Source organism: Streptomyces sp. NBC_00057, from assembly GCF_045041165.1.
Lineage (GTDB): Bacteria > Actinomycetota > Actinomycetes > Streptomycetales > Streptomycetaceae > Streptomyces.
The window spans coordinates 5,734,293-5,757,231 of the sequence record NZ_CP108256.1 but is presented as its reverse complement, the minus strand read 5'-3'; the positions used below and the strand labels follow the sequence as shown (position 1 = coordinate 5,757,231).

The 22,939-nt window shown below is 66.0% G+C and carries 24 protein-coding genes, 2 tRNA genes and 2 pseudogenes; 14 read left to right on the top strand and 14 right to left on the bottom strand.

The genetic code is table 11. The annotated features are described in order from the left end of the window. Positions 1-18 precede the first annotated feature (18 nt). The gene (locus OG953_RS27075) at positions 19-1,494 is read right to left on the bottom strand and encodes an MFS transporter (protein WP_405687483.1); all 1,476 of its coding nucleotides are present in this window, start codon (positions 1,492-1,494) and stop codon (positions 19-21) included. Between the two features lie 209 nt (positions 1,495-1,703). Between OG953_RS27075 and OG953_RS27070 the strand changes: the two genes are divergently transcribed. Beyond that, positions 1,704-1,775: transfer RNA gene (locus OG953_RS27070), tRNA-Cys, on the top strand. Positions 1,776-1,884: 109 nt separating this feature from the next. Here OG953_RS27070 and OG953_RS27065 read toward each other — a convergent pair. From OG953_RS27065 to OG953_RS27045, 5 genes and pseudogenes are all read right to left on the bottom strand, one after another. Then, a complete protein-coding gene (locus tag OG953_RS27065) occupies positions 1,885-2,643 on the bottom strand; it encodes a hypothetical protein (RefSeq protein WP_405687482.1) in 759 nt (252 codons plus the stop codon). Between the two features lie 512 nt (positions 2,644-3,155). Beyond that, positions 3,156-3,686: pseudogene (locus OG953_RS27060) on the bottom strand (IS200/IS605 family accessory protein TnpB-related protein); the annotation flags it as partial. A 123-nt stretch (positions 3,687-3,809) separates the two neighbouring features. Next, positions 3,810-3,977 (bottom strand): hypothetical protein, encoded by a 168-nt coding sequence (locus OG953_RS27055; protein WP_405687481.1) that lies wholly within the window; start codon positions 3,975-3,977, stop codon positions 3,810-3,812. A 62-nt stretch (positions 3,978-4,039) separates the two neighbouring features. After that, positions 4,040-4,555, bottom strand: coding sequence for a DUF1269 domain-containing protein (locus tag OG953_RS27050; RefSeq protein ID WP_405687480.1), 516 nt, complete (start codon positions 4,553-4,555; stop codon positions 4,040-4,042). Positions 4,556-4,652: 97 nt separating this feature from the next. Next, positions 4,653-5,095, bottom strand: a pseudogene (locus OG953_RS27045) (phosphotransferase); the annotation flags it as partial. A 108-nt stretch (positions 5,096-5,203) separates the two neighbouring features. Here OG953_RS27045 and OG953_RS27040 point away from each other — a divergent pair. Beyond that, positions 5,204-5,278: transfer RNA gene (locus OG953_RS27040), tRNA-Cys, on the top strand. A 57-nt stretch (positions 5,279-5,335) separates the two neighbouring features. Here OG953_RS27040 and OG953_RS27035 read toward each other — a convergent pair. Beyond that, entirely contained in the window at positions 5,336-5,560 is a 225-nt protein-coding gene (locus tag OG953_RS27035) for a hypothetical protein (RefSeq protein ID WP_405687478.1), read from the bottom strand. Positions 5,561-5,942: 382 nt separating this feature from the next. Here OG953_RS27035 and OG953_RS27030 point away from each other — a divergent pair, with 382 nt between their 5' ends. The 6 genes from OG953_RS27030 (at position 5,943) to OG953_RS27005 (ending at position 12,781) form a co-directional block, all read left to right on the top strand. Continuing rightward, positions 5,943-6,698 (top strand): hypothetical protein, encoded by a 756-nt coding sequence (locus tag OG953_RS27030; protein WP_405687476.1) that lies wholly within the window; start codon positions 5,943-5,945, stop codon positions 6,696-6,698. 692 nt (positions 6,699-7,390) lie between these two features. Then, on the top strand, positions 7,391-7,804 hold the full coding sequence (locus OG953_RS27025) for a hypothetical protein (RefSeq protein WP_405687475.1): 414 nt from the start codon (positions 7,391-7,393) through the stop codon (positions 7,802-7,804). Between the two features lie 3 nt (positions 7,805-7,807). Then, the gene (locus OG953_RS27020) at positions 7,808-8,383 is read left to right on the top strand and encodes a hypothetical protein (protein ID WP_405687474.1); all 576 of its coding nucleotides are present in this window, start codon (positions 7,808-7,810) and stop codon (positions 8,381-8,383) included. A 652-nt stretch (positions 8,384-9,035) separates the two neighbouring features. After that, positions 9,036-9,509, top strand: coding sequence for a hypothetical protein (locus OG953_RS27015; protein ID WP_405687473.1), 474 nt, complete (start codon positions 9,036-9,038; stop codon positions 9,507-9,509). Between the two features lie 167 nt (positions 9,510-9,676). After that, entirely contained in the window at positions 9,677-12,157 is a 2,481-nt protein-coding gene (locus OG953_RS27010) for a hypothetical protein (RefSeq protein WP_405687471.1), read from the top strand. Positions 12,158-12,160: 3 nt separating this feature from the next. Next, a complete protein-coding gene (locus tag OG953_RS27005) occupies positions 12,161-12,781 on the top strand; it encodes a hypothetical protein (protein ID WP_405687470.1) in 621 nt (206 codons plus the stop codon). Between the two features lie 53 nt (positions 12,782-12,834). Here OG953_RS27005 and OG953_RS27000 read toward each other — a convergent pair whose 3' ends face one another. After that, on the bottom strand, positions 12,835-13,077 hold the full coding sequence (locus OG953_RS27000; protein WP_405687468.1) for a hypothetical protein: 243 nt from the start codon (positions 13,075-13,077) through the stop codon (positions 12,835-12,837). Between the two features lie 125 nt (positions 13,078-13,202). Here OG953_RS27000 and OG953_RS26995 point away from each other — a divergent pair, with 125 nt between their 5' ends. The 5 genes from OG953_RS26995 (at position 13,203) to OG953_RS26975 (ending at position 17,285) form a co-directional block, all read left to right on the top strand. Continuing rightward, positions 13,203-13,664, top strand: a complete 462-nt coding sequence (locus OG953_RS26995) for a hypothetical protein (RefSeq protein ID WP_405687467.1) — start codon at positions 13,203-13,205, stop codon at positions 13,662-13,664. A 12-nt stretch (positions 13,665-13,676) separates the two neighbouring features. Beyond that, positions 13,677-15,923 carry a DUF6571 family protein gene (locus OG953_RS26990; protein ID WP_405687466.1) on the top strand — a complete coding sequence of 749 codons (2,247 nt, stop codon included), beginning with the start codon at positions 13,677-13,679 and terminating at the stop codon, positions 15,921-15,923. Between the two features lie 3 nt (positions 15,924-15,926). Continuing rightward, positions 15,927-16,499 carry a hypothetical protein gene (locus OG953_RS26985; protein ID WP_405687464.1) on the top strand — a complete coding sequence of 191 codons (573 nt, stop codon included), beginning with the start codon at positions 15,927-15,929 and terminating at the stop codon, positions 16,497-16,499. A 61-nt stretch (positions 16,500-16,560) separates the two neighbouring features. Further along, on the top strand, positions 16,561-16,713 hold the full coding sequence (locus tag OG953_RS26980; protein WP_405687462.1) for a hypothetical protein: 153 nt from the start codon (positions 16,561-16,563) through the stop codon (positions 16,711-16,713). Beyond that, positions 16,713-17,285, top strand: coding sequence for a hypothetical protein (locus OG953_RS26975; protein ID WP_405687460.1), 573 nt, complete (start codon positions 16,713-16,715; stop codon positions 17,283-17,285). The genes OG953_RS26980 and OG953_RS26975 overlap by 1 nt, the downstream gene beginning before the upstream one ends. An 8-nt stretch (positions 17,286-17,293) precedes the next feature. On the opposite strand, the gene OG953_RS26970 is transcribed toward OG953_RS26975, so the two are convergent. The 4 genes from OG953_RS26970 to OG953_RS26955 form a co-directional block, all read right to left on the bottom strand. Beyond that, positions 17,294-17,473, bottom strand: coding sequence for a hypothetical protein (locus tag OG953_RS26970; RefSeq protein WP_405687459.1), 180 nt, complete (start codon positions 17,471-17,473; stop codon positions 17,294-17,296). 144 nt (positions 17,474-17,617) lie between these two features. Beyond that, positions 17,618-18,184 carry an AAA family ATPase gene (locus OG953_RS26965; protein ID WP_405687458.1) on the bottom strand — a complete coding sequence of 189 codons (567 nt, stop codon included), beginning with the start codon at positions 18,182-18,184 and terminating at the stop codon, positions 17,618-17,620. An 11-nt stretch (positions 18,185-18,195) separates the two neighbouring features. Continuing rightward, positions 18,196-18,444, bottom strand: a complete 249-nt coding sequence (locus OG953_RS26960) for a DUF397 domain-containing protein (protein WP_405687457.1) — start codon at positions 18,442-18,444, stop codon at positions 18,196-18,198. Beyond that, a complete protein-coding gene (locus tag OG953_RS26955; protein ID WP_405687456.1) occupies positions 18,441-19,217 on the bottom strand; it encodes a Scr1 family TA system antitoxin-like transcriptional regulator in 777 nt (258 codons plus the stop codon). The genes OG953_RS26960 and OG953_RS26955 overlap by 4 nt, the downstream gene beginning before the upstream one ends. A gap of 123 nt (positions 19,218-19,340) precedes the next feature. Here OG953_RS26955 and OG953_RS26950 point away from each other — a divergent pair, with 123 nt between their 5' ends. After that, positions 19,341-19,853 (top strand): hypothetical protein, encoded by a 513-nt coding sequence (locus tag OG953_RS26950; RefSeq protein WP_405687454.1) that lies wholly within the window; start codon positions 19,341-19,343, stop codon positions 19,851-19,853. A gap of 135 nt (positions 19,854-19,988) precedes the next feature. Here OG953_RS26950 and OG953_RS26945 read toward each other — a convergent pair whose 3' ends face one another. Together OG953_RS26945 and OG953_RS26940 are read right to left on the bottom strand one after the other, a co-directional pair. Continuing rightward, entirely contained in the window at positions 19,989-20,657 is a 669-nt protein-coding gene (locus OG953_RS26945; RefSeq protein WP_405687453.1) for a hypothetical protein, read from the bottom strand. A 2-nt stretch (positions 20,658-20,659) separates the two neighbouring features. After that, positions 20,660-22,930, bottom strand: a complete 2,271-nt coding sequence (locus OG953_RS26940) for a hypothetical protein (protein WP_405687452.1) — start codon at positions 22,928-22,930, stop codon at positions 20,660-20,662. Between the last annotated feature and the right edge of the window lie 9 nt (positions 22,931-22,939).

Here is a 22,939-nt window from a genome sequence, read left to right as displayed (position 1 = left end):
GCGCGGTACCACGCGGCACTAAGGCTTTGTCCGCACCCGCGTCGCCACCCACGCCCCCACCAGCGCCACCCCCGCCATCGGCAGGAAGACCGCCGCGAACGCCCCCGGGTGGGACCCGGAGGCCCCCGCCTCCGCCGCCCCGTGCACGGCCCCCACCGCTCCGCCGCCGAGCGCGGCGAAGGCGGCTCCGCCCGCGGCCAGCAGCAGGACGTTCGACAGCCCGTCGGAGATCTGGAGGGCGGCCGAGTTCGCCCCCGCCTCCTCCGGCGCCGACAGCTTCAGCAGCAGCACGCTCGTCGACGCGATCACCATTCCCATGCCGAAGCACCCGAAGGCCCAGGCCACGGCCACGGTCCAGACCGGCACCCAGTCGATCAGCACGGACGGCGCGGCCGCGATCGCCGCAGCAACCAGCACCATGCCGCCCACCATCAGGCGTTCCCGGTACGGCTCAAGGCGCGGCCGGGACTGCACGTAGGAACCGAGCGCCCACGTCCCGCCCCCGGCCGCGAGCGAGAGCCCGGCCATCGTCGGGCTCAGCCCACGCTCGGTCACCAGCATCAGCGGTACGAACGACTCGGCGGCGATGAACGACCCGGCCGCCACCCCGCGCAGCAGCACCACCGAGGGCAGCCCGCGCGCCGCCCGGCCCGTGCCCGGGGGCAGCAGCCCCCGCACGGCGGGCACGAGGAGTGCGACACCCACGGCGGCCGGCAGCAGCGCGAACCAGTTCAGCTCCTGCCCGGCGTACTGGAGCAGCGCCGCACCCAGCGAGATCCCGAGCGCGAGAAGGATGCGGCGCCGGTCGTACGGCTCGACGGGCGCCGCGGGGTCGGCCGGCCCCGAGGCCCGGCGCCGGATCGCGGGCAGCGCGAGCGCCAGCGGGAACACCACCAGCACGGGAATGCCGATGAAGACCCACCGCCACCCCAGGTGCTCAGTCACACTCCCGGCGGCGAGCGGCCCGACGACGGACGGGATCACCCAGCTCGCGGCGAACGCGGCCATGATCGACGGCTGCAGACGCTTCGGATAGGCCCGGCTGATCACCACGTACAACGCCACGATCACCAGCCCACCGCCGAGCCCCTGGACGGCCCGCCCGGCGATGAACATCCACATGCTGCCCGCCGTACCCGACAGCAGCAGCCCGACCCCGAAGGCGCTGATCCCGGTGGCGAGCGGCGCCAGCGGCCCGCGCCGGTCCGCCCACTGCCCGGACAGGACCATGGCGAACAGGCTGGTGGTGAAGTACGCGGAGAACGCGAACGCGTAGAGCGGGATGCCGTGCAGCTCACGGGCGGCGACCGGCATCGCGGTCCCCACGGCCGTCGCCTCGAAGGCGATCAGGAACACGACGGAGACGATGCCGATACTCAGCGCCCGATAGGTCCGCCCGAGCACCCCTTCGGTTTCGGCGGGCGGGACCGGTATCGCCGCTTCGACGGCGGTGCCGGTATCGGTACCGGCGTCTCGTGGTTCCAGGGCACTCATGAGCCCAAGAGTAAGGGGCAAGATCTCATGTGGCCCCTGTCGCGAGGCGGTCCGCCGCTCGTACGTTGGTCGTAGGACCGCGACATGCCGCGCGGGCGGCGACAGACCCCGATCGTGAACGCGGTATGGCAGTCGCATTGCGGCCCGCCCCGCACCCTTGAGCGGCGAGGACACCTGGCCCTACGGTCGAACCACGACGAGGAACACACGGCCGTGTGCCCGAGTGGTTCAGGGGCTCGACTGCAACTCGAGTTACACCGGTTCGAATCCGGTCACGGCCTCCGAGGAACACGGAACGGCCGCTCCCATGGCGCAGGGGCGGTCGTTCCGTACGTTCAGGCGCGTCACCTCGGTACCACGGCCCGGATCCTGTCGCCATGGCCGGGCTCACTATTTCGGTGTGAGCACGGGGGTCTTCGGCAGACCGCCGTTGTTCTCACATTCGAGTTCCTTCACCAGCTTGAGCGTAACCGCGTGCAGGATCTTCATATTCATATTGCGGTACTCACGTGTATCGGGCGCGTCGCTCTTCCCGCGCCCGAAACCACCTTGAATCCGCAGCGGCGTCTTGTCCGAACCGTCCAGCTGAGGACTCACGCACTTGAAGTAAAGATTTGCACCACCTCGCCTTACCGAAGACTGCACACCCATGGTGTACAACTCACCACCGGCCGGGGGTCCGTAATCCTCCACGTCCTCCGGGGCGTACATGGAGTAGCCGATTTCTGCATCGTCACCCAGCCTGCCGCCCTTAGGAACCAGCTTGCAGACATCGTCTCCCGAAGCCCACGGACGGCCGGACTCATAACCCTCCTTGAGCGCCGCGACCGTTCTCTCCATGCCCTTCGCATCCCGCCAGAAGAAGACCTTTTCCTCCGTCACCTTCTCAACCATCTCCGCCAACGGGCCGGCGAACAGACCACCACATACCTCACCGGCCCCGACGAAATCCGCGTGCTCCTCCTCACCCGAAGCACACGCCACACCCCCGGCCCCCAAAGCCAGAACCAGCCCAGCAGCCATCAGCGATCGCCGCACCCGTACACACTCATTTCGCCCGTCCCGCATCCGGTCCACCCCATCCGCCGCTTCGCAATCGTCCATTACCGCCAACACTCGCGACTCTTCACGCAGTGCCGCCTGGTTCAAGCCGCCCTACCACCGTCAGCCACTCGACTCGCACCATGCGCACAGATCATGCCTCCGGCTCGACACCCTGGACCCGCGCACGAAGGTTCCCGACCCCGTAACCAATGAGCCTTGAGTCATCCAGATCCTCGGCCAATGAACCGCCCGTCCTGGCGTCCAGCCTCTCGATCCTCTCCTTGTGTCGCGAGGTGAACTCCTCGACCGGAGTCTCCGGTTCATTGGCTCCTCGCCGCACCCCACCAGGACCACCGACGCCCTCGAAATGAGAGCCACTCCGCACGTCGATGTACGCCCCGACTATCCCAAGTCGTAGGTGAGTTGTAACCGGAATGGCCCGGCAGGCAAAGCGTGGGCCGTTTCAGGTTGTTGAGGAGCGGCGTGTCAACTGGGCTGACAGGGAGGACAGTTCTCTCCTACTGCCCGAGAGTCTCTCTACAGTGGACGGGATGGCTGATCGCACAGACCATGGCGTCGACCCGCAGACCCGCCTCGACCTGCTGGCCTGGCTGATCGAACGCGCCCGCATTGGTGTCGACGCCGATCACGCCCCGGGCTCGGGCGGTCTCGGTCTCGGTCTCCAGCGGGATGGGCTGGACGACGGAGTGTTGCCAGGAGGCGGTGAGGTACCAGCGGCTGCGTTCGGTGTCGAGGTGGATGCGGTAGGCGACGGCCCGGTTCGCGGTGATGCGGTCGGCCCACTCCACGCCCCGGTGCGCGAACGCGATGCGGGCGGTGAGGGTGCGCCGGCCGTGAGGGGCGTTGGCCAAGTGCGCGAGCGGGACCGGCAGCTTGATGCTCACCTCGCCGTCCGGGGTGACGCGGATCGTCTCATTCCCGAACCGTTTCCCGGACTCGCCGTCGGCAGCGATGAACCAGCGTTCTCGCCACTGCTCTTCGGTGAGCCGGGCCTGGGTGAGGTGGTGGCGGGTGTTGAGGAGGCGTCTGCCGCCCCGCACGACCTGGACGCGTCCGGCCTGTCGGTCACGGACCGCGGCATCGTGCCGGGCTTCCAGCGCCGCGAGGCGGCGGGACTTGTGGAACCACCCGAGTGGTTCAGGGGCTCGACTGCAACTCGAGTTACACCGGTTCGAATCCGGTCACGGCCTCCACGCAGTACGCCCGCCCAGCACGCGTCATCTGTCGCGCAGGGCGGGCGTAGGCGTTTTTCAGGAACAGCCCCGGGCCTTGAGCGCGGACGGCACGAAACCGTTGATGAATTCCTTCAGTGCTTTGCGCCGGTCGGCGACGTCTTCGGGTACCGGCTTGGATTCGCCGAGTTCGACAAGGACGGCGTACTTCCGCGGGGAACCCTGATCTGCACCGGGTCCCCACATACGAAAGGCGACCACCCTGCGCCGCGCGCAGGGTGGTCGCCTTCTCTCGTATGGTCCGGAGATCAGGAGGCGTTCGTCGGCTCTTCCTGGAACCCTTCCTTCATCATTTCCCGCAGCTGCGCCTCGTCCTCCTTGCTGAGCGAGGTCTGCACGAGCTGACCGCCGAACTTGACGATCTCGGGGACGACCTTGTCGCGGACGGACTTCTTGACGAGCACGAAGACGGCGGCGGCACCGGGCCGGAGATTGGTGCTGAGTTCCTTCATGAAGTTGTCGTTGACACCGGTGTCGACGGCGGACCCTCCGGCGGCGCCGGCCGCGGCGCCCACCGCGGCACCGAGGAACGGCACGAGGAAGAGCAGTCCGATGACGCTCCCCCACAGCGCGCCGCCCGCGGCTCCGGCACCCACGTGACTGACGGCCTGATGCAGCTTGATCTTGCCGTCCTTCTCACGCCGTTCGACGACGACGACGTCCTCCAGCTCGACGAGGTGCTCACGGTTCATGGACAGCAACTTGTCCCGGACCTGGTCGGCGGTGGCGAGATCGTTGTAGGCGATGACGAACAGATTGCTCATGTGGCTGACTCCTCCTCGTGGTGCCTTACCTCACCAACTATAGAGAACTATTATCAAATAAGACATTCGGCCCGGATGTATCGGCCCTCAAGCCTCTTCAGCTCCCCGCCGCTCCCACGACCCGCGCCCGGCCGAGCTCAGCAAGGACCGCTTCGACCGTCTGCGCCACGGTCTGCCCGGTCGTGTCCAGCCAGAGCCCGGTCCGCGGCGTCTCCTCCCGCAGCACCCGGTCCAGCGACTCGACCGTCCACCCGACCCCGTAACCGCTCTTGCCCCGCCCCACCTCCCGCTCGGCAACGACCCGCGGCTCGGGCGCGAGCACGACGACGTACAGCGGCCGGGTCCGTACGAGTTCGACGTACGCGACCAACTCCTCCCCAACACTGCGTCCACGACGGTCCAGCCCTCACCCGCGTACGCATCGGCCGTCATCGCGGACAACCGGTACCGGAGCCGGAGCTGGGCCACGGCCTCCTCATACGCCCCCGGCACCATCTCAGCCCGCCCCGACACCACCATCCGCCTGAAGACCGGGCGGCGACAGGACCCGATCGTGAACGCGGTATGGCAGTCGCATTGCGGCCCGTCCCGCACCCTTGAGCAGCGCGGACACCGGGCCCTACGGTCGAACCACGACGAGGAACACACGGCCGTGTGCCCGAGTGGTTCAGGGGCTCGACTGCAACTCGAGTTACACCGGTTCGAATCCGGTCACGGCCTCCATGCGGTACGCCCGCCCAGCACGCGTCATCTGTCGCGCCGGGCGGGCGTAGGCGTTTTTCAGGAACAGCCCTGGGCCTTGAGCGCGGACGGCACGAAACCGTTGATGAATTCCTTCAGCGCTTCGCGGCGGTCGACGACGTCCTCGGGTACCGGCTTGGATTCCCCGAGCTCGACAAGGACAGCGTATTTCCGCGGCGAACCCTGATAGGCGCACTCCTTCACGGCGAGCGCGAAACGGTCCATGATGCGGGTGCCCCGGTACTGCGCACCGTCCTTCGGCACGGCATCCTTCCCCAGCCTGAGGTACCAGTCCCGTCGGCGAAGGGGTCGACGTCGTTGTGAAGTACGTCCCCGACGACGGACAACGCGGGGCGCTCGTCGACGGTGAGCGCGCAACGGAGACTGCCGAGGGCGGAGCATGTAATACCGCCCGCCGGCCGGATGGCCGCTGACCTCCAAGTCCTGCGGCGCGTACATGTCGAAGCCGATCCTCGATCTGTCCGTCGGCTGGCTGCGTAGGTCACATCTGAGAGCGGTTGTTCGCGACGTTCAGGAACGCTTCGTAATCAGCGTCGTCCATGATGTCGGCGAGAAGCAGGAACACTGGCCACGGGAAGGTGCGGGTGGTGCAGAGCCTGTCAGAGCCAGGTGGCACTCTGGGCGCGTGCTGATCGATGGATACGAGAACGACCCCCTCATTGCCGCGGAGGAGTTGCTGGCTCTGCCGGGGTTCTGGGCTGCCTACCTGCTGTGGATGTGCCAGACCGAGGAGCACGAACCGGATCCGCTGTGGTTCGGTGCTGACGAGGCCGACACGGACGCGGCGTACGAGGCCCTGACCGACGAGGAGCGCTGGCCGGTCTTCCGCATCCCGTTCGCCGATGGCCACAGCGTGGTCATCGTGGGCCGCAACTTCGCAGATGAGCTGGGGACGGAGTACTTCATCTCCCACCCTGAGTGGGATCGGCACGGCTACCTGGCCACCATCGACGGGCACCAAGCCGGCCCCGGACTGTCCTGGCGTGAGCTCATGCACATCGCTGGCACGCCCGCCCCCGAGGTTCCCGGGGTCCACGCACCGCACGTCCGTCTGCTGCTCCTGCTTCCGGCTCTCGGCGACAGCAACCTGCCCACCGAAGCGGCCGCGCTGATCGGCGACGCACTTATCCAGGTGGGCGTCGCCGAGGACAGAGCGCCCGGACTGGCAGATGCCCTCCTCCACGACCACCCCCTGTGGGAGCCAGCGGAATGGGCACTGCCCTCCCTCTCCCCGCTCTCCGGCACCGAGCAGCACTTTCCCGGCATCCTGCACTGCGACGAGCCCAGCAGCCCTCGGTGCGGAATCCGCCTCGCCCAAGGAATCACCCGCGAACAGAGCGACCGGCTGGCCCGAGCACTCGGCACCTGGCCCACGCCATGACCACCTGCTCGGAGCCGACCAACACACGAGACGGCCGGGGGCGAGCGCCGGCGCGCTTCCAGAACTCAGCAACACACTTGCTGTCGCCGAGGGACCGCTCCCAGCGGTGACCAACAAACGCTGCTGACTCTCGGCGACAAAGCCAGCCGGCGCACCTTCTCCGGATACAGCTCGCCCCCCGCAGCCCAGTGGTGCCCCCTTCCCCTACCGCTGACATGGCCCTTCGCGTATCCAAGGCGCAGTATGGCTCGCGCGTGAAGAACCCGTACGTATGATCGATCGCCTGTGGTGGGTAGTTGATCACGTGGGTAGCGTGGCGTGCGGGGCAGCTTTCCGATCAGGGACATGGGGGTGTCGACGATGTCCTTCGAAGACGAGTGGGGCGCAAAGAAGGCCCCCGTCGCCATGAGGCTGAACCAGCCCGACAGTACGGGCGGTTCGACGCCGACGAAGGGATCGGCCGACTACGTGATCCCGGACGACGAGCTGGGGGACGTCGGCCACGCCGCCTATGGGCTCTTCAACGGCCTCCAATCGGGCGGCAAGCACGCGAACGCGGCGAGCGAGACCGCCGGCACGAGCCTGAAGGGCGACGGCTTCGACAGCGGCGCGGCGCTCGCCGAGGTGAACCGGACCTGGGAGACGCAGGTGAAGACCGTCCTCCGCATGCCTGGGTCCGGCAGTCATCGACCGTGCTCGGCCACCTCGACGGCGTGCGCGGCGACGTCATCTACGACCTGGGCCAGGCGGAGAAGGACGCCAATGCCTGGAAGAAGATGGTCAACTGCCACGTCGTCGGCGGGCTGCTGACCCCCATCCCGATCGCCGGCGACGCGGTCCAGCGCTCGGTCGACTGGGGTCTGGGCGCGTACGTGAACAAGGAAGACGCCAAGGTCGACGCCGAGACCCGCAACAACATGATCAAGCATTACGACGACGGCCAGAGGCAGATGTACGCCATGTTGCGCGGGATGGCGACGAAACGCGGGCTCACGAAAGAGGAGCTGGACGCGAGCCCCGGCGAGTACGAGGACCACCTCCAGTCGATCGCTGAGCAGTGGTACCAGAGCGGCATGGGGGACGCCGACAAGTGGATGGGACAGTAACCGATGGACAAGAAGTGGCTGCCGCTGACCGTCGTGCTCGGCGCCGCCGGGGTGGCCGTCGTGACGGCGAGTTTCTGGCCTGACGGCGAGGAGAAGCCGCCGCTGCCGCAGACCCTGTGTCACGGGGCGCTCAGCCGGGAGACGGCGGAACTGATCGACGACGGCAAGGGGGGCGAGGCCAGCGCGGAGGAGTGGGAGAGCAAGGGCAAGGGCGCTGACTACGCGGTGTTCAAAGCGTGCCACGTGCTGCGCGCCAACCCGGACAGCAACTACCCCCGCGGGATCTTCAACCTGATCATCGAGGACACCCGGAACGACTCCGGGCCCAGGAAGGACTCCGTCCCCCTCGGCCCCGGATTCACGGGCTGGGTGCTCCCCGACCAGGCCGAGGCCACGCTGCCGGCCGGCTGCGCCGCCCGTATGGGCTCGACCGCCCCGTACATCACGGTGTCGCTCAGCGCGCCCTCGCAGGCGGAGAAGAAGGGCCTCGTCGACCGGGACACCGCGATCCGCAACAGTGCGGCCGTGGTGCGGGAAGCCGCTGCCAATCTGGCCAAGCGGTACGACTGCGAGGCGTAGGACCGGCGTCAGCGGGGGCAGTCGTCGTCCACGGTCCCCGCTGTACGTCGGCGCGATGGGCGGCTTGGCGGAAGAGCGCTTCGTCGGGGTGGAGACGCACTCGGCTGTGGCGCCAGACCGTGCCGAAAGAGAGGCCGCCGGGGCGAGCATATGCCAAGCACCAGGCGTGTCGGCTGGTGCGGGGTAAGCGACAGTTGCGGCGTGGCAGACCGTGCCGATGCCGGGGCCTGTCCAGCGGCAGCCGCATGGTCCAGGTGTCATGCACGTCCGGAACACCGAACCCCTGGCGAATCACAGGCCGTCAGCGCATTCGGCGCCGCCTTCCCGCCACGCCGGAACACCAGTCGCGATGCTCGTCAACAGCGTCCGCAGTCAAGGCCCTTGATGACTGACCGCTCGTCCGCCAGCAAGCCCTTGAGGAGTGGAGTGTTGTTGCGAGCCGAGGTTAGCGCGCGCATAGGAGGTGCCGTCGTCCCGGTGACTGGGACTCATCCGACCCGAGTGCTGGGAATGGACATCCCGAGCCTTCCTTCATAGAACACAGGTGACTGCGAAGTGGCCAGCAGGACCGGCCTCGCCCGGGGTGCGTTGCTACGTTGAGACCTCGCTGAGGCAGCGCCCTGCCGGGCGCCCGGGGGAAGAGAGCTCAGGCATGACGTGGAACGAGTGGGAACAGGCCAAGGCCGAAGCAGCGGAGAAGCATGCGGCGCGCACTCGCCTGAACCAGCTGCCGACCAGTACGGGCGGCAGCAGCAAGGGCGATCTTGTGGTGCATCAGGATGATCTGGGGGCGGTCGGCCATGATGCGTTTGTCCTGCACGGCCACCTCGGCAAGCAGGCGGATATTGCCGGGGCAGGTATGAGCAAGAACGGTGCAGGCTCCACGATGCAGGCTGCTGCTGCATTGAAGAGCCACCATTTCGCGACCGGTCCGGTGATGGAGTCCGCGGTGGAGCTCTGGACGACACGCACGAAGTCGCTGCTGCAGGCCTGTGCCCATATCTCCAACCATCTGGACTTCACGAAGAAGTCGCACGCCAAGGACGATGAGCTCATTGCTGCGGAGCTTCGCGGCCGCGATGGTTCCGCGGCGCCCGTTTCGCGGCTCAATGAGTACTTCAAGTAGCAACGTCCTGGGCGAGGGGAGTACCTGCCACCTCTCCGGCCGTACGGAACGCATCAAGAACTGATCATCTTCCTGGGTTGTCGGTCTCCCGGCTCGTAGCCTCTCCGGGTTCGCGGTGATCGCAACTGCGTGCGAGCTGACCGAGCAGCCGACGCCTGGGGGAGATCATGGCGCTCAGCTTTGACGACCTGTACCAACTCCCGCTGAGCGGGATGAAATCAGCGGTGGACGACTGGGCGAAGATGGCCACACATCTCCAGACCCTCGCGGAAGAGGCCCGTGACGGCATGCGGGCCAAATCCGAAAAGGCATCCTGGGCAGGTGTCAATGCCGATGTCTCCAGGACATTCATCAGTAAGACCGCCAAGGAATTCGACGACATGGCGAAGTCGGCGAAGGGCCTGGCGCAGGTGATAAGTGAGGGATACGAAGCCTTCAAGAAGGCCCAGGACGATCTGAAGAAGGTCGTCGACGAGGAAGCGCCGGCGCGCAGGGTGACGGTGAGTGCGACCGGAACGGTACGGGCCTCGAAGCCGTTGGCGGAGAACGTTGATGCGGCCGGCAAGCACGATCCGGACTACCAGCTGCTCGTGCGCAAGGAGCAGCAGGACATCGCATACATAGAGGACCGCATCCGTGTCCTCGTGGAAGCGGCGGATCAGGCCGACCAGGACGTCGCGAAGACACTCCGCGCCAACCTGGGCGACGACCCGTACCAGGCTGACGCCCCCAAGTACGGCAGCACGGGCGAGATGAACGCCGCTCGTGCCGTCGAGATCGCCACCAAGGGCGACGGAGCCACTGATGCAGAACTCAAGGAACTGGACGGCCTCGTCCACGATTTCCGCAATTCCCCCGACTTCACGACGGCGTTCTACCAGGGGCTGGGGCCGGAGCGGAGCGTCGAGTTCTTCGCTGATCTGACGCTGAACTCCGAGGGCGACAGCAAAACCAGGATCGCAGCCGTCCAGGGGCTGCAGAAGGATCTCGGGTTCGCTCTGGCCACGGCAACCGACCCGGACCACAAGCCTCATCTGTCGGAGAAATGGCAGACGGACCTCCGCAAGGTCGGTTCGAGTCTCGTCGACGTCGACACCGGCCGCCGCGCCAACTACCAGCCATACGGCTACCAGGTGCTCAGCAATATCCTCCGCTACGGCGAGTACGACAGACGCTTCCTGACCCCGATCGCCGAACATGCCGCACAACTTCAGGCCGCTGACCCGGATATCTGGAAGCGGAGCGTGCCCCAGAACGAGCCGTACATCGGGCTGAGCCTCAACCCCACCGGTCAGGGCGGTGGGAGTGGCTTCAACGCCATGACCGGAATCCTGGAAGGCCTCGGACACAGCCCGGAGGCGTCGAAGGACTTCTTCGACGGCAAGATGACGCCGTACGACCGTGATGGCCAGAAGATGGACAAGGCGTACTTCGAGCGCCAGGTCGGCGGTGGATACAGCACGGCGAACCTGGACAACTGGAACCTTCGTGAGGACGCTGACTGGAACATTTACCTCAAAGACCTCAAGCCGATGGACGGGCTGGACGGCAAGACACACGCCGACTACTTCGACATGTTCACGGACAAGGACTACGACTGGTTCGACGACCGTTCCGAGACAGCTCCGCAGATCGGCGACGGAGATGCTCAGGACGCGTGGGACAAGGCGGCCGAGAAGGCAAAGGAATCGGGCCCCGACGCGCTCGGGCACGCGCTGGAGTCAGCGGTCTCGGGCCGCGCGTACGACGACGACACCATTGCCACAAAGCCGATCCCTCACTCGGAGGAGCAGTCGCAGCTCATGCACCGGGTGGTGGAGAAGTTCGGTAGCGACTCCGGTAGCGAACTGATCGCGATCAAGCCGGAGGGCAAGAGTGGCGTGCTGGCGCCGATGAACGACAGCCTGGGCAACATGACCGCCGAGTACATGAGGGACTTCCAGAAAGGGATGGGCGCGTCGCGTATCGAGACCCATGGCGTGGATGCCGGTCTGTCGGACCTGAACGGCGGGCCGCTGCTGAACTTCCTCGGAAGCGTCGGCAAGGATCCCGATGCCTACGGCGCGATCATCAACGCCCAGCAGGCCACGACGACCGACCTCATCAACGGCGTGGCCGACAAGTACGTCGACGGAGGCAAGCAGCAGGATTTCGGCGACGTGCGCCAGGATGTGGCGACCTTCACCAAGCCGGGAGCGACCATCGCGGGCATCGTGACGGAAGCCCGCGCGGAGGCGATGTATGTCGAAAAGACAGCCGGGGACAAGGACTTCAACGACGGTCTCAAGAACGGCGCCAAGTGGGCGGACCGCGGGTTCGGTGTCATCAGCAAGCCGCTGGAGGCCACCGGCGTAGGCGCTCCGCTTGCCTGGGTCGTCGAGGACATCAAGGAAAGCGTCACTGAAAAGTACGGGAAGGACTCCGGAGAGGAAGCCGACAAGACCGTGAACAACTATCTGGAGGATCGACGTCAGGTCAGTGCCCTCGCCGCAAGGGACGCTGCGGAGCTCGGAGCCCGGGAGGCGGGCCTGTCCGTGGAAGAACAGAAGAAGTTCGGTGACGACGCCGAGGACGCGGCCAACGCCGGGAGCCACGAAGGCACAAGCAGGGGAGGCGGGTACAACCCGCCTCCGAAGAGCAAGGGGTGACGGATGTCTGAGGTGCAGGCGCGGCGTGGCGTCGCGGGCCGGTCGCGCCGCGGCCGGGCTCTTGTGGCCGGCAGCATTGTGCTGGCCTTGATCGGTGGTGGGGTCTGGTGGTGGGCATACGGAGATTCAACAGTGGAAGTGCCTGACCGGATCTGCGGGGGCGCGCTTCCCGGCAGTGCTGCGGCGGCGGTCCTCCCGAAGGAGGGCACAGCGTACGAGGAGAGGTCGGACAACGAGTTCGGTAAGGGGGAAGAGCCAGGGGTCTGGTGCAATGTGGGTGCCGGAAGTCAGTCCATCATCTTCAGCTCCTGGTGGTCGGTGTCTGATCTGGGGGCGCGTGGGGCTGAGAGATCCGGCAATACCGCCATTCAGCTGGGGCAGTCGAAGGGATACACGAATGAGATCGATGCGGAGCTCTATGTGTCCTGTCGCGGTAGGTCGGCTTCGAAAGAGTGGCTCAAGGTGCGGGTGGCGCGTTATCGGGGCATGGACAGGCCACGAGATGGACAGGCTGCGGTCCCTCTGGCGGAACTGGTGGGGGACGCCGCTCGGTACGTTGCCAACGAGCTCGGATGTGAGGGCGCTTCCAAAATTCCCCGCGGTGTTCCGTCGATGAAGCCATGACCTGACCTGAGGCCAAACAGAACGGCCGAATGTATCGGGGCCCTCCAGCCGCTTCAGCTCTCCCCCGCTCCCACCACCCGCGCCCGGCCGAGCTCCGCGAGGACCGTGTCGACCGTCTGCTCCACGGTCTGCCCGGTCGTGTCCAGCCAGAGCCCGATCCGCGGCGTCTCCTCCCGCAGCACCCGGTCCAGCGCCTCGACCGTCCATTCCGCCCCGTAACCGCTCTCACATCTCGCCCCCCGCAGCCCAGCGGTGCCCCCTTCCCCTGCCGCTGACAGGGCCCTTCGCGTATCCAAGGCGCAATATGGCTCGCGCGTGAAGAACCCGTACGTATGATCGATCGCCTGCGGTGGATAGTTGATCACGTGGGTAGCGTGGCGTGCGGGGCAGCTTTCCGGTCAGGGACATGGGGGTGTCGACGATGTCATTCGAAGACGAGTGGGGCGCGGAGAAGGCCGCCGTCGCCATGAGGCTGAACCAGGCCGACAGTGCGGGCGGTTCGACGCCGGCGAAGGGATCGGCCGACTACGTGGTCGTGGACGACGAGCTGGGGGACATCGGCCACGCCGCCTATGGGCTCTTCAACGGCCTCCAATCGGGCGGCAAGCACGCGAACGCGGCGAGCGAGACCGCCGGCACGAGCCTGAAGGGCGACGGCTTCGACAGCGGCGCGGCGCTCGCCGAGGTGAACCGGACTTGGGAGACCCAGGTCAAGACGCTGCTTCAGGCATGCGCGCACATCTCCAACCACCTCGACTACACGAAGACCTCAAGCAAGGCCGACGACGACTGGATCCAGGCACAGATGCGCATCGTCGGGCCCGTCGCACCCGGGGCCGATGCGTCCGTGCCCGCCTCTCGGATCAACGAGTACTTCCGGTAAGGAACCGCCGCCATGCCCACCTTCGAGCAGCTCCTCAACGTCAGACTCGGCCCGCTCGACACCGCTGCCACCCAGTGGACCGAGATGATCGGCAAGCTGACCACCCTCCAGACCGACGCATCGGCCATGAAGACCAAGGCCGACAAGTCCACTTGGAAGGGCGAGAACGCCACCGTCACCAAGGAGTTCGTCACCAAGACCGCCAAGGAGTTCAGCGACGCCGTCACCGAGGCCGAGTCCGTACGCGACCTCCTCAAGGACGCCCACACCCTCCTCAAGACCGCCCATGACGACCTCAAGGACGCCTACGAGAACCCGCCACCGGGCATCACCATCTACCCCGACGGCGTCCTCAGCCACCGCGTCCACCCCGACCGCCGGTCCAAGGACAGCACCGAACCCATCGCGACCGAAGCGCAGTTCGACGCGCTGCGCAGCAAGCTCGAAGGCATCCTGAAGCGCGCCAACGAGGCCGACGAACTCTGCGCCTGGGGTCTGCGGGCGCTGATCCGGAACCACCCCAACGACTTCGGCAGCACCGACCTCGGCGGCGTCGCAGACGCCAAGAAGATGCGCGCCGAGGAGAAGCAGCAGACAGAGAACGGCCGCGAGGCCGCCAAGCTCTACGCCCGGTGGGAGCACCTCGACGACAAGGAGCGCGATCGGCTCCTCACGCTCGTCGAGGGCGGGAAGGACTCGCCGGCGTTCTCCGCCGAGCTCATGCAGAACCTCAGCTACAACGGCCGCGACGGCCAGGAGGCGGTGCTGCTGCTCGCGGGCAGCCTGGAGGGCGGCGGCCGCGACGGCCAGGTCTCGGGCACCGACGCCCGCCTCTACAAGGCGCTGTCCGGCTCCCTTGCCACTGCCACCGGACCCGACTCCTCGATCGGTACCCCCGGTGGTGTCACCTCGGCCTGGACCGACAAGCTCATCACCACGGCCCGTGACGGCAACGGCCTGCCCGACCGGCACCCCGGGGCGCTCAAGGGCGGGGCCGCGGGCTTGAACGCCCTCACTCACCTGATGGCCGCCGACGCCGGCGACGACGCCGTGTACGACCCGAACAAGGACCCCAAGGAGAAGTCCTCGCCCTGGAAGAAGGACGAGGGCGACCCGGTCTACAGCGAGGCCTTCCTGACGCAGGTCGGCGACACCATCCGCGAGTGGGAGACGAGCAACGACGACGCCTACGACGGCGTCATGAAGAACTGGCAGGGCACGCAGGAGGACCCGATGAAGGGCCTGCTGAACGCCATGAGTCGCAACCCGTCCGCCTCCACCCACTACTTCGACCCGAACACCACCGACAACCTCAAGTACTTCCTGGACGACCGGGAGTGGCCGGGCGGCGACGTCGAGAGCAAGATGCCGACGGAGACCCAGTACACCTCGGCCCGCGCCGAGTTCGGCCTCGCGCTCGAGGCCGCGGCCACCGGCCGCGTACCCGGCTCGCCGATGCACCCGGTACCCGCTCACCACGACGGCGCCGAGACCGCAATCTTCGAGCGGGTGATGAGCGAGTACACGAAGGAACTCAGGACGGACCAGGGCGCCGTCCCCGTCTCCATGCGGCTGCCAATGGCCGACATGATCGCCGACTACGGCTCCGACGTGCACCAGATCCTCGGCAAGAAGATGGACGGGCCCACCGACTTCAACCAGCTCGAGATCGACCGCGGCGACCTCACCCGGATCATCCGCGCCACCGCCGAGGACCCCAACGCGTACAAGGCCATCCACGCCTCGCAGACCGTGGTCTCAAGTGCGGGGCTCGACCGCTTCCCCGCGGAGTCCTTCCGCCAGGAGGACCCGGAGCTGCGTGCCTGGGTCAAGCAGTCCGCGTCAGTGCTCGGGCACCTCGACGGCGTGCGCGGCGATGTCATCTACGACCTGGGGCAGGCGGAGAAGGACGCAAACAACTGGAAGCGGATGGTCAACTACCACATCTACGGTGGGCTGCTGACCCCCATCCCGATCGTCGGCGACGGGGTCCAGCGCGCGGTGGACTGGGGTCTGAACGCGCACGTGAACACCGACAACGCCAGGGTCGACGCCGAGACCCGCAACAACATGATCAAGCACTACGACTACGGTCAGAAGGAGATGTACGGCATGTTGCGCGGCATGGCGGACTATCGCGGGCTCACCGCGGAGGAGCTGGACGCGACTCCTGGCGAGTACGAGGACCACCTTCAGGCGATCGCCGAGCAGTGGTACGGGAACGGCATGGGGGACGCGGACAAGGCGATGGGACAGTAACCGATGGACAAGAAGTGGCTGCCGCTGACCCTCGTGCTCGGCGTCGCCGGAGCGGCCGTCGTGACGGCGAGCCTCTGGCCTGACGCCAAGGAGAAGCCGCCGCTGCCGCAGACCCTGTGTTACGGGGCGCTTAGCCGGCAGACGGCGGAACTGATCGACGACGGCAGGGGGGGCGAGGTCAGCACGGAGGAGTGGGAAAGCCCGGGCAAGGGCGACCTCACGGTGTTCAAGACGTGCCAGGTGATGCGCGCCAATCCAGATAGCGAGTATCCCCGCGGGATTTACCAACTGATCATCGCGGACTTCCGGAGCGACCCCGGCCCCAGGAAGGACTCCGTCCCCCTCGGCCCCGGCTTCACCGGCTGGGCACTCCCCGACGAAGCCAGAGTCACGCTGCCCGCCGGCTGCGCCGCCCGCATGGGTTCGACCTCCCCGTACATCATGGTGACGCTCAAGGCGCCCTCACAGGAGGAGAAGAAGAGCCTCGTCGACCGGGACACCGCGATCCGCAACAGCGCGACCGTGGTGCGAGAAGCCGCCACCAATCTCGTCAAGCGGTACGGCTGCAAGGCGTAGGACCGGCGTCAGCGGGGGCAGTCGTCGTCCACGGGCCCCGCTGTACGTCGGCGCGATGGCCATGCTGCGCAAGATAGCGAAGGAGCGCGGGCTCGAGAGTTCGGAGCTGGATGCGAGCCCCGGCGAGTACGAGGACTGTCTCCAGCCGACTGCCGAGCAGTGGTACCAGAACGGAATCAAGGACGCCGACATGAAGATGGGCGAGCGCTACTGATGGACAAGAAGTACCTCGTTCTGCCTGTCGTCCTGGTGGTCGCGGCGGCCGTCATGGCTGCTGTCCAGCTGTGGCCCAGCGAACTGAAGGACCTGCGGGCCCAGAATCTGTGCCTGGGCATGCTCACCGAGCAGACCGCGGGCGGGCTCGACGACCGCAAGGGCGGCGAGCTGATGGTGGACGAGTACGATCCGGAAGGGTCGAAGGGAGACCCGGTGTTCTCCACCATCTGCTTCGTCGGACGCAAGACAAGCGAGAGCACGACCTACCGTGGTCAGTACACACTCGACGTCCAGCCCACCAACCTGCTCAACGCCCCCGCAGAGGGTGCCACCCGCCTTGCTGGAGGCCGCTCCGGCTGGGTGGGCCCCCGGCAGAGCGAGGTCCAACTCCCCGCCGCGTGCCCCAAGGAGATGCGGACGGACGCCTCGTACGTCACCGTCGTCCTGAAGGTCGCCCCCGGTGTCGTCGCGGCGCAGAACTGGAACGACAATGCACTGACCAAGGCATCCCGCACGATCATCCTGGAGGCGGTGGACAACCTGGCCAAGCAGTACGGCTGCGAGGCGTAGGACCGGCGTCAGCGGGGACAGTCTGTCGTCCACGGGCCCCGCTGTACGTCGGCGCGATGGGCGGCCTGGCGGAAGAGTGCTTCGTCGGGGTGGAGGCGCACTCGGGTGTGGCGCCAGGCCGTGTCGAAGGAGAGGCCGCCGGGGCGGGCGTATGCCAGGTGCCAGGCGTGCTGGCTGGTGCGGGGCAAGCAGACAGCCACGGCGTGGCAGGCCGTGCCGATGCCCAGACCTGTCCAGCGGCAGCCGCATGCTCCAGGTGTCATGCACATCCGGAGCGCCGAACCCCTGGCGAATCACCGGCCGTCAGCGCATTCGCCGCATCAAGCAGGACCTCAGTCCGACTCTGACGCACCCACCACCCGCGCGCCTTCGAGCTCCGCGAGGACCGTGTCGACCGTCTGCTCCACGGTCTGCCCGGTCGTGTCCAGCCAGAGCCCGATCCGCGGCGTCTCCTCCCGCAGCACCCGGTCCAACGACTCGACCGTCCATCCGGCCCCGTATCCGCTCTTGCTCCGCCCGGCCTCTCGCTCGGCAACGACTCGCGGATTGGGGGCGAGCACAACGACGTACAGCGGCCGGGTCCGTACGAGGCTGACATACGCTGCCAGTTCCTCCCCGAGCACCACGTCCTGCACCACGGCGGTCCACCCCTCGCCCGCGTACGCGTCGGCCGTCATCGCGGACAACCTGTATCGGAGCCGGAGTTGGGCGATGGCCTCCTCGTACGCCCCCGGCACCATCTCGGCCCGCCCGGACACCACCATCCGCCGAAAGACGTCCCCCCGCACATGAACGGCCTTCGGCAGCTGCTCGGCAAGGGCCTGGGCAACGGTGGACTTCCCGGAGGCCATCACGCCGGTGATGAGGACGACAGCGGGGCCGGGATCAGCAGCTCGCAACACGTTCACGATCAGCCCGCGACTGCACCCGTGAGGAAGGCGGTCCACGCGGCGGGGGCGACTGCGAAGGTGGGACCGTCGGTGACCTTCGAGTCGCGGACATGGACGGTGTGGGGACAGGCTGCCACCTCCACGCAGGCTTCGCCCTCGTTGCCGCTGTAGCTGGACTTGCGCCAGTCGTAAGCGACTTCGACGCAGGCTTCGCCCTCGTTGTTGCTGTAGCTGGACTTGAACCAGGAGAGCTCGGGCCCGGTGGTCACAGTTGCCTCGCCTTCGTTTCGATGATCTCCGCCGACTTCCAGGGATTGAGCGCCTGGGCCCGCAGGATGCCGAAGAGGTCGAACATGTCAACCACCTGCTCCGGCCTGGCAATCAACCTACCGCCGCCCTGTGCCTCCACGTACACCAAATTGCGTCCTTCCGCCGTGCACATCAACTGCATGGGCCCCATCAACCCCGCGTGGGTGTGCTGGTCCGAGGGCATCACCTGCACCGTGAGGTGGTTCATCCGCCGCATGCACTCCAGCAGATGCAGCAACTGCTCCTTCAGCACCTCCGCGCCACCGAGCGTCCGCTCCAGGATCGACTCCTCGATGACGAACCCGACGTACGGCGGAGGCGTGCGCATCAGCACCGCCTGCCGTTCCAGTCGCGCCTCGACGTGCCGGACGATCTCGTCCTCGGTGTACGCGGGTTTGCGTGCCCGGTACAGGGCGTACGCGTACGCCTCCGTCTGGAGCAGCCCCGGAATCAGCATCGTCTCGTACGCGCTGATGACCCGCGCCTGCCGTTCCAGCCGCGCCCAGTCCAGGAACTTCGCCGGGTACTTCTCCTCGTCGATCAGCTCGATGCACGCCTTCAGCGCACCACCCGCGACGAAGGCCCGGTCCGCGTCGGCCAGCAGTTCCAGCGACGGAATGCGCTCCGCCCGCTCGACCGCCCCCATCAGCGACTCCGAGATCAACAGCTTGTCCGCCGCGTCCTTCTGCGTGAGCCCGGCCCGCACCCGATGGATACGGATCAGTTCACCCACGAGCCTCCGCACCTGCGACGGCGCACTACTTGTCCCCACAGTCACCACCACCCTCCCCACATCGCGTCGATGTGGACCGTGTCCTCCTGGTCACGCTATGCAGCCGTCGGGATGCTTGGGGTCATGACGAGCAAGAAACGCCCCGAATGGGTACCCGCCGCCGGACACCAACTCCACCTGACCGGCATCCACTTCGATGCCATCCGGCTGCGTGGTGTACGGGGCGAGGCAGTACTGCAGCACCTCGGGACACTCACCGAAGGCGAACCGGGCCCGGTCGTACGGGAGATCGCGGGCGCCCGGTGGACGTACTTCCTGATCCCGCCCGGGTCGAGCAAGGAGTACGACTGGCCGCCGGGCGCCAGGTGCTTCGGGCCGGCTGCCCGGGACCAGTACGTGGGAATCCCCGCACCGGACGGCAACACGTACCCGCTCAGCTGGCGGTGCGGGGCGCCGCAGGAAGGGGAGTTCGTGGACGTGGAGCTGCTGTACGGGCTGGTGATGGCGCAGTTGGCTCCGGAGGAGGCGGGCGCGGGGAGCGGCGAACGACCGATCACACCTTCACCGTGGCTCCTTGCAATTCCCCTACCCGAGAACCGCAAGGAGCCGCGGGTGCACAGCGACCCGCGGGAATGATGTCACTGTTGCCCTTCCCTCCACCGGGCACACCCCTGCAGGGCACCGCCGAAGCAGCATGCCGGTAATGAGGAAAACAGCGGGACCCTGCTCGCTACGTCCCGCAGAAAACACCGAGTCGACCGTCGATTCCCGTCACTTGAGACGAGGATCTTCCGAAACCGCGACATCTGCCTCAGGGAGAATGATCTCATTCTTGCAGTTCAGCCGATCAGTAACCTTCTTGGCCGAGGCATTCAGCAATCGCACCCTGGACTGCTCACTGAGCCCGATGGGGTCAGAAATCACGACCCTGAGGAGATGCATCTTCTCGCCCGGTTCCACCAGGTCGGGTCTCTGACAGTCGACAAACATCCGGGAGGTCAGAGAGCCGTCCAGCTCGTACGCCGCAGACGTTCCCTTCACTCTCCCCGACCCCGGCACATTATCGAATGTGCTATTCCACCACTCGAACCATATCCTTAGATCTCTTGCGCTATCTGGATTCTTTTTGAGGATGCAGCTGGGATTTAGCGTGTACCGTCTGTTCATACCTCTGGAGAGGATCTCCGCCACGCCCGAAGATGTGCCGTAGACGTCACCTTTCGACGGCGGTTCCCAGCTGACTTGATCAGAGCCTAGAAGATTCTCCGCTTCCGCCCGTGTCTCACCATCGAAGATACCCTCGCACACTTCGGACAGGGGCGTCATTCGATCCGAATGATGAGGCTTATCTGCCTTATCGCCTTGATTTCCACACGCGGCAAGAACGGCGGACGCCACCACAGCCGCCAGCACTGCACCAACAGAGCTATATCTACTCACGCTCAGTCCGCATCCGTCTGGTCGGCTTCGGTGTCACCGCTGCCATACCTGTTTTCCATTGTGGCGACGACGTCGTTATGCCAACTGGTGCCATCAACTTCAGGATGCACCGCAATATATGCATCGAGAGGAGACATGGCCTGCCGCTGGCCAACGGCCACCAGATCACGCTTATCCGACTCTTCCTTGCGGTCGAAATCCGCCTCTTTCTTCGCCAATTCGCGATCGATGGCTATTCCTTGATCGGTTTCAACGGCGCCCCCCGCACCCTCGATAATCATGGGTACGGCAATCTGCGCCACGGCAGCCGCTCCGGTCGCCACTGCAGGACCGCCAAAGGGGAGTGTCGCCAAGCCAACGCCAACACTCACACTTTGACTGATCCCGAACTTCTTCCACTCAGCCGCTTCCGCCATTTTTCGATTGGCTGCGTCCGTCTTCTCGCCGTAGTCGTGATTGATCTCAGTGATGCGAGCCTGGTCAAGGATTCCATGCGTCTTGGCGCCTGTTTCAAGGATCAGTTTGAGTTCGTCGTCCGGCACCGGGTGCGCCTTGAGTCCGCTGACCGTGTACTGCTGCTGAGCCTGAGAGAGGATCTCGTAGTTCCCCTCGTGCTGGCCAACCGACTGGAGAAAACTCAACGCGCTCGCGTTCTTCACGAAAATGTGGCCCTTGCCGGAATGACCGAATGCCGCATCCCGGAGGTCCTTCCCGCCCTCACTGTCACCGAAATTGGATACGGACCAGTTCAGATCATCGATGTACCCGGCGCCCATCTTGGCCAGGCTGTTGCCGATGCCGGGCTTGTCCGCGACAAACCCGTGGTCGCCCCCGACAATCCTCACGACCTGCTCCATGACGTTCGCCGTCGTATCGTCCCGGCGGAGCCCCAGTTGCGGTTGGTCGTACGGCACACCCAGCGTCGCTGCTTCCAGAGCATGGCCCAGCTCGTCATATCCGTAGCCACGTTTGTTCCCGACCAGATAGTTTCCGTTCGGCCACTCCCGGTCCTTGAGCAGGTACTGGAGGTCGGGGTCGATCTTGTCCTTCTGCTGCCAGCCCTCGGAGTAGAACATCGCCTTCGCCGCGTCCGGGTTGTGCCCAAGCGCATCCATGTATCCGGCCATGGGGTCCAGGCCGTGGTCAGTTCCCGGACCGAAGTTTAGATATGTCTCGTATCCATCCGGCTGCCACAGAGATTTGAGTTTGGTGCCCTTGTGGTCCTGCTCGAAATCGATCAGGCTTCGGCCGTAGTCGGTGAGAAAGCCCTTTTCGTACTCGCCTGTTCGCATCAGGCTGCTCATCACCTGGTAGCCGTACGGGCCGTCGCTGATGGTCCCCGCGTCCATGTCGACCATCCGGACACGGTCGTCACCGAGAGCCACCATCTGCTTCTTCCAGCGCTCCATGGCGGCACTGTCGGAGTGGGTGGCGGTCGCCAGGGTCTGGCTCAGTGACTTCTGGATCTCAGCCGAGATCTTGGTCCGTTCGTCGCCGGTCTGCCTGCGGTCCGCGATCCTTGTCCAGAACTCCAGGGTCTTCTTGGGGCCGAGCCGAGTTGCAAACTGTTCAGTGAAATACGGATCACCTTCGTGCTTCTTCAGAAGGTTGTTGATCCGCGTGAGCGTCTTGATGTCCGGGGTCTTCTCGGCTGATGCAAGCTCTGTCAGAGCAGCCAGATCCTTCTCCGCTGCTTCTCTTCCCTGCTTTGCGTCCTTAATGCTGTGGTAGGTGTTCGAATCAAAGCCGCGGTCACGGCCATTGCCGTCCTGCGAAAGAACCCAGCTCAGGATCGAGTCGGCCTCGTCGGCCGCGGTCAAGCAAGACCCAATGCTCTCGCGGTAGGCGACGATGGACTCCTGGTACCCCTTCCGGAGTACGGCCAGGTTGTCCACCGGAGCATCGGCCGGCGCATCGAACCAGACCTCGCCGTCCGGCTTGATCGACAGGTACTTGTCCTGCTCGATCTGCTCACGCAGCCGCTTGAGTTTCTGCTGCGACGACTTGAAGACGTGAAGCGCGTCGTCGAGCAGCAGATGTATGTCCGTGGCCTCTTCGGCGGCGGAATCGATCTGCCTCTTCACCTTGCCGAGCTTGGTCCGCGCTGCGTTGGCTGCTTCGCCCTCCCAGTCGTAGTCCCACAGCCCCTTCTCAACGGTGTTTTCGTACTTCCGCGCGATGGTCTTGAACTGACCGGGCAGGTTACGCCACTTCACGACCGCTTCCGAGAGCGGGGCGAGATCCACGTGGAGGAGATTCTCGTACGTCAGCATGCCGGTTCT

What these genes read in the sequence shown, in the direction of transcription:
- OG953_RS27020 (WP_405687474.1), top strand. Translation starts at nt 7,808, where the DNA reads ATGGACAAGAAGTGGCTGCCGCTGACCGTCGTGCTCGGCGCCGCCGGG.
- OG953_RS26975 (WP_405687460.1), top strand. Translation starts at nt 16,713, where the DNA reads ATGGACAAGAAGTACCTCGTTCTGCCTGTCGTCCTGGTGGTCGCGGCG.
- OG953_RS26980 (WP_405687462.1), top strand. Translation starts at nt 16,561, where the DNA reads ATGCTGCGCAAGATAGCGAAGGAGCGCGGGCTCGAGAGTTCGGAGCTG.
- OG953_RS27055 (WP_405687481.1), bottom strand. Translation starts at nt 3,977, where the DNA reads ATGTGGGGACCCGGTGCAGATCAGGGTTCCCCGCGGAAGTACGCCGTC.
- OG953_RS26950 (WP_405687454.1), top strand. Translation starts at nt 19,341, where the DNA reads ATGACGAGCAAGAAACGCCCCGAATGGGTACCCGCCGCCGGACACCAA.
- OG953_RS26985 (WP_405687464.1), top strand. Translation starts at nt 15,927, where the DNA reads ATGGACAAGAAGTGGCTGCCGCTGACCCTCGTGCTCGGCGTCGCCGGA.
- OG953_RS26990 (WP_405687466.1), top strand. Translation starts at nt 13,677, where the DNA reads ATGCCCACCTTCGAGCAGCTCCTCAACGTCAGACTCGGCCCGCTCGAC.
- OG953_RS27010 (WP_405687471.1), top strand. Translation starts at nt 9,677, where the DNA reads ATGGCGCTCAGCTTTGACGACCTGTACCAACTCCCGCTGAGCGGGATG.
- OG953_RS26995 (WP_405687467.1), top strand. Translation starts at nt 13,203, where the DNA reads ATGTCATTCGAAGACGAGTGGGGCGCGGAGAAGGCCGCCGTCGCCATG.
- OG953_RS27050 (WP_405687480.1), bottom strand. Translation starts at nt 4,555, where the DNA reads ATGAGCAATCTGTTCGTCATCGCCTACAACGATCTCGCCACCGCCGAC.
- OG953_RS27015 (WP_405687473.1), top strand. Translation starts at nt 9,036, where the DNA reads ATGACGTGGAACGAGTGGGAACAGGCCAAGGCCGAAGCAGCGGAGAAG.
- OG953_RS27075 (WP_405687483.1), bottom strand. Translation starts at nt 1,494, where the DNA reads ATGAGTGCCCTGGAACCACGAGACGCCGGTACCGATACCGGCACCGCC.
- OG953_RS26940 (WP_405687452.1), bottom strand. Translation starts at nt 22,930, where the DNA reads ATGCTGACGTACGAGAATCTCCTCCACGTGGATCTCGCCCCGCTCTCG.
- OG953_RS27005 (WP_405687470.1), top strand. Translation starts at nt 12,161, where the DNA reads ATGTCTGAGGTGCAGGCGCGGCGTGGCGTCGCGGGCCGGTCGCGCCGC.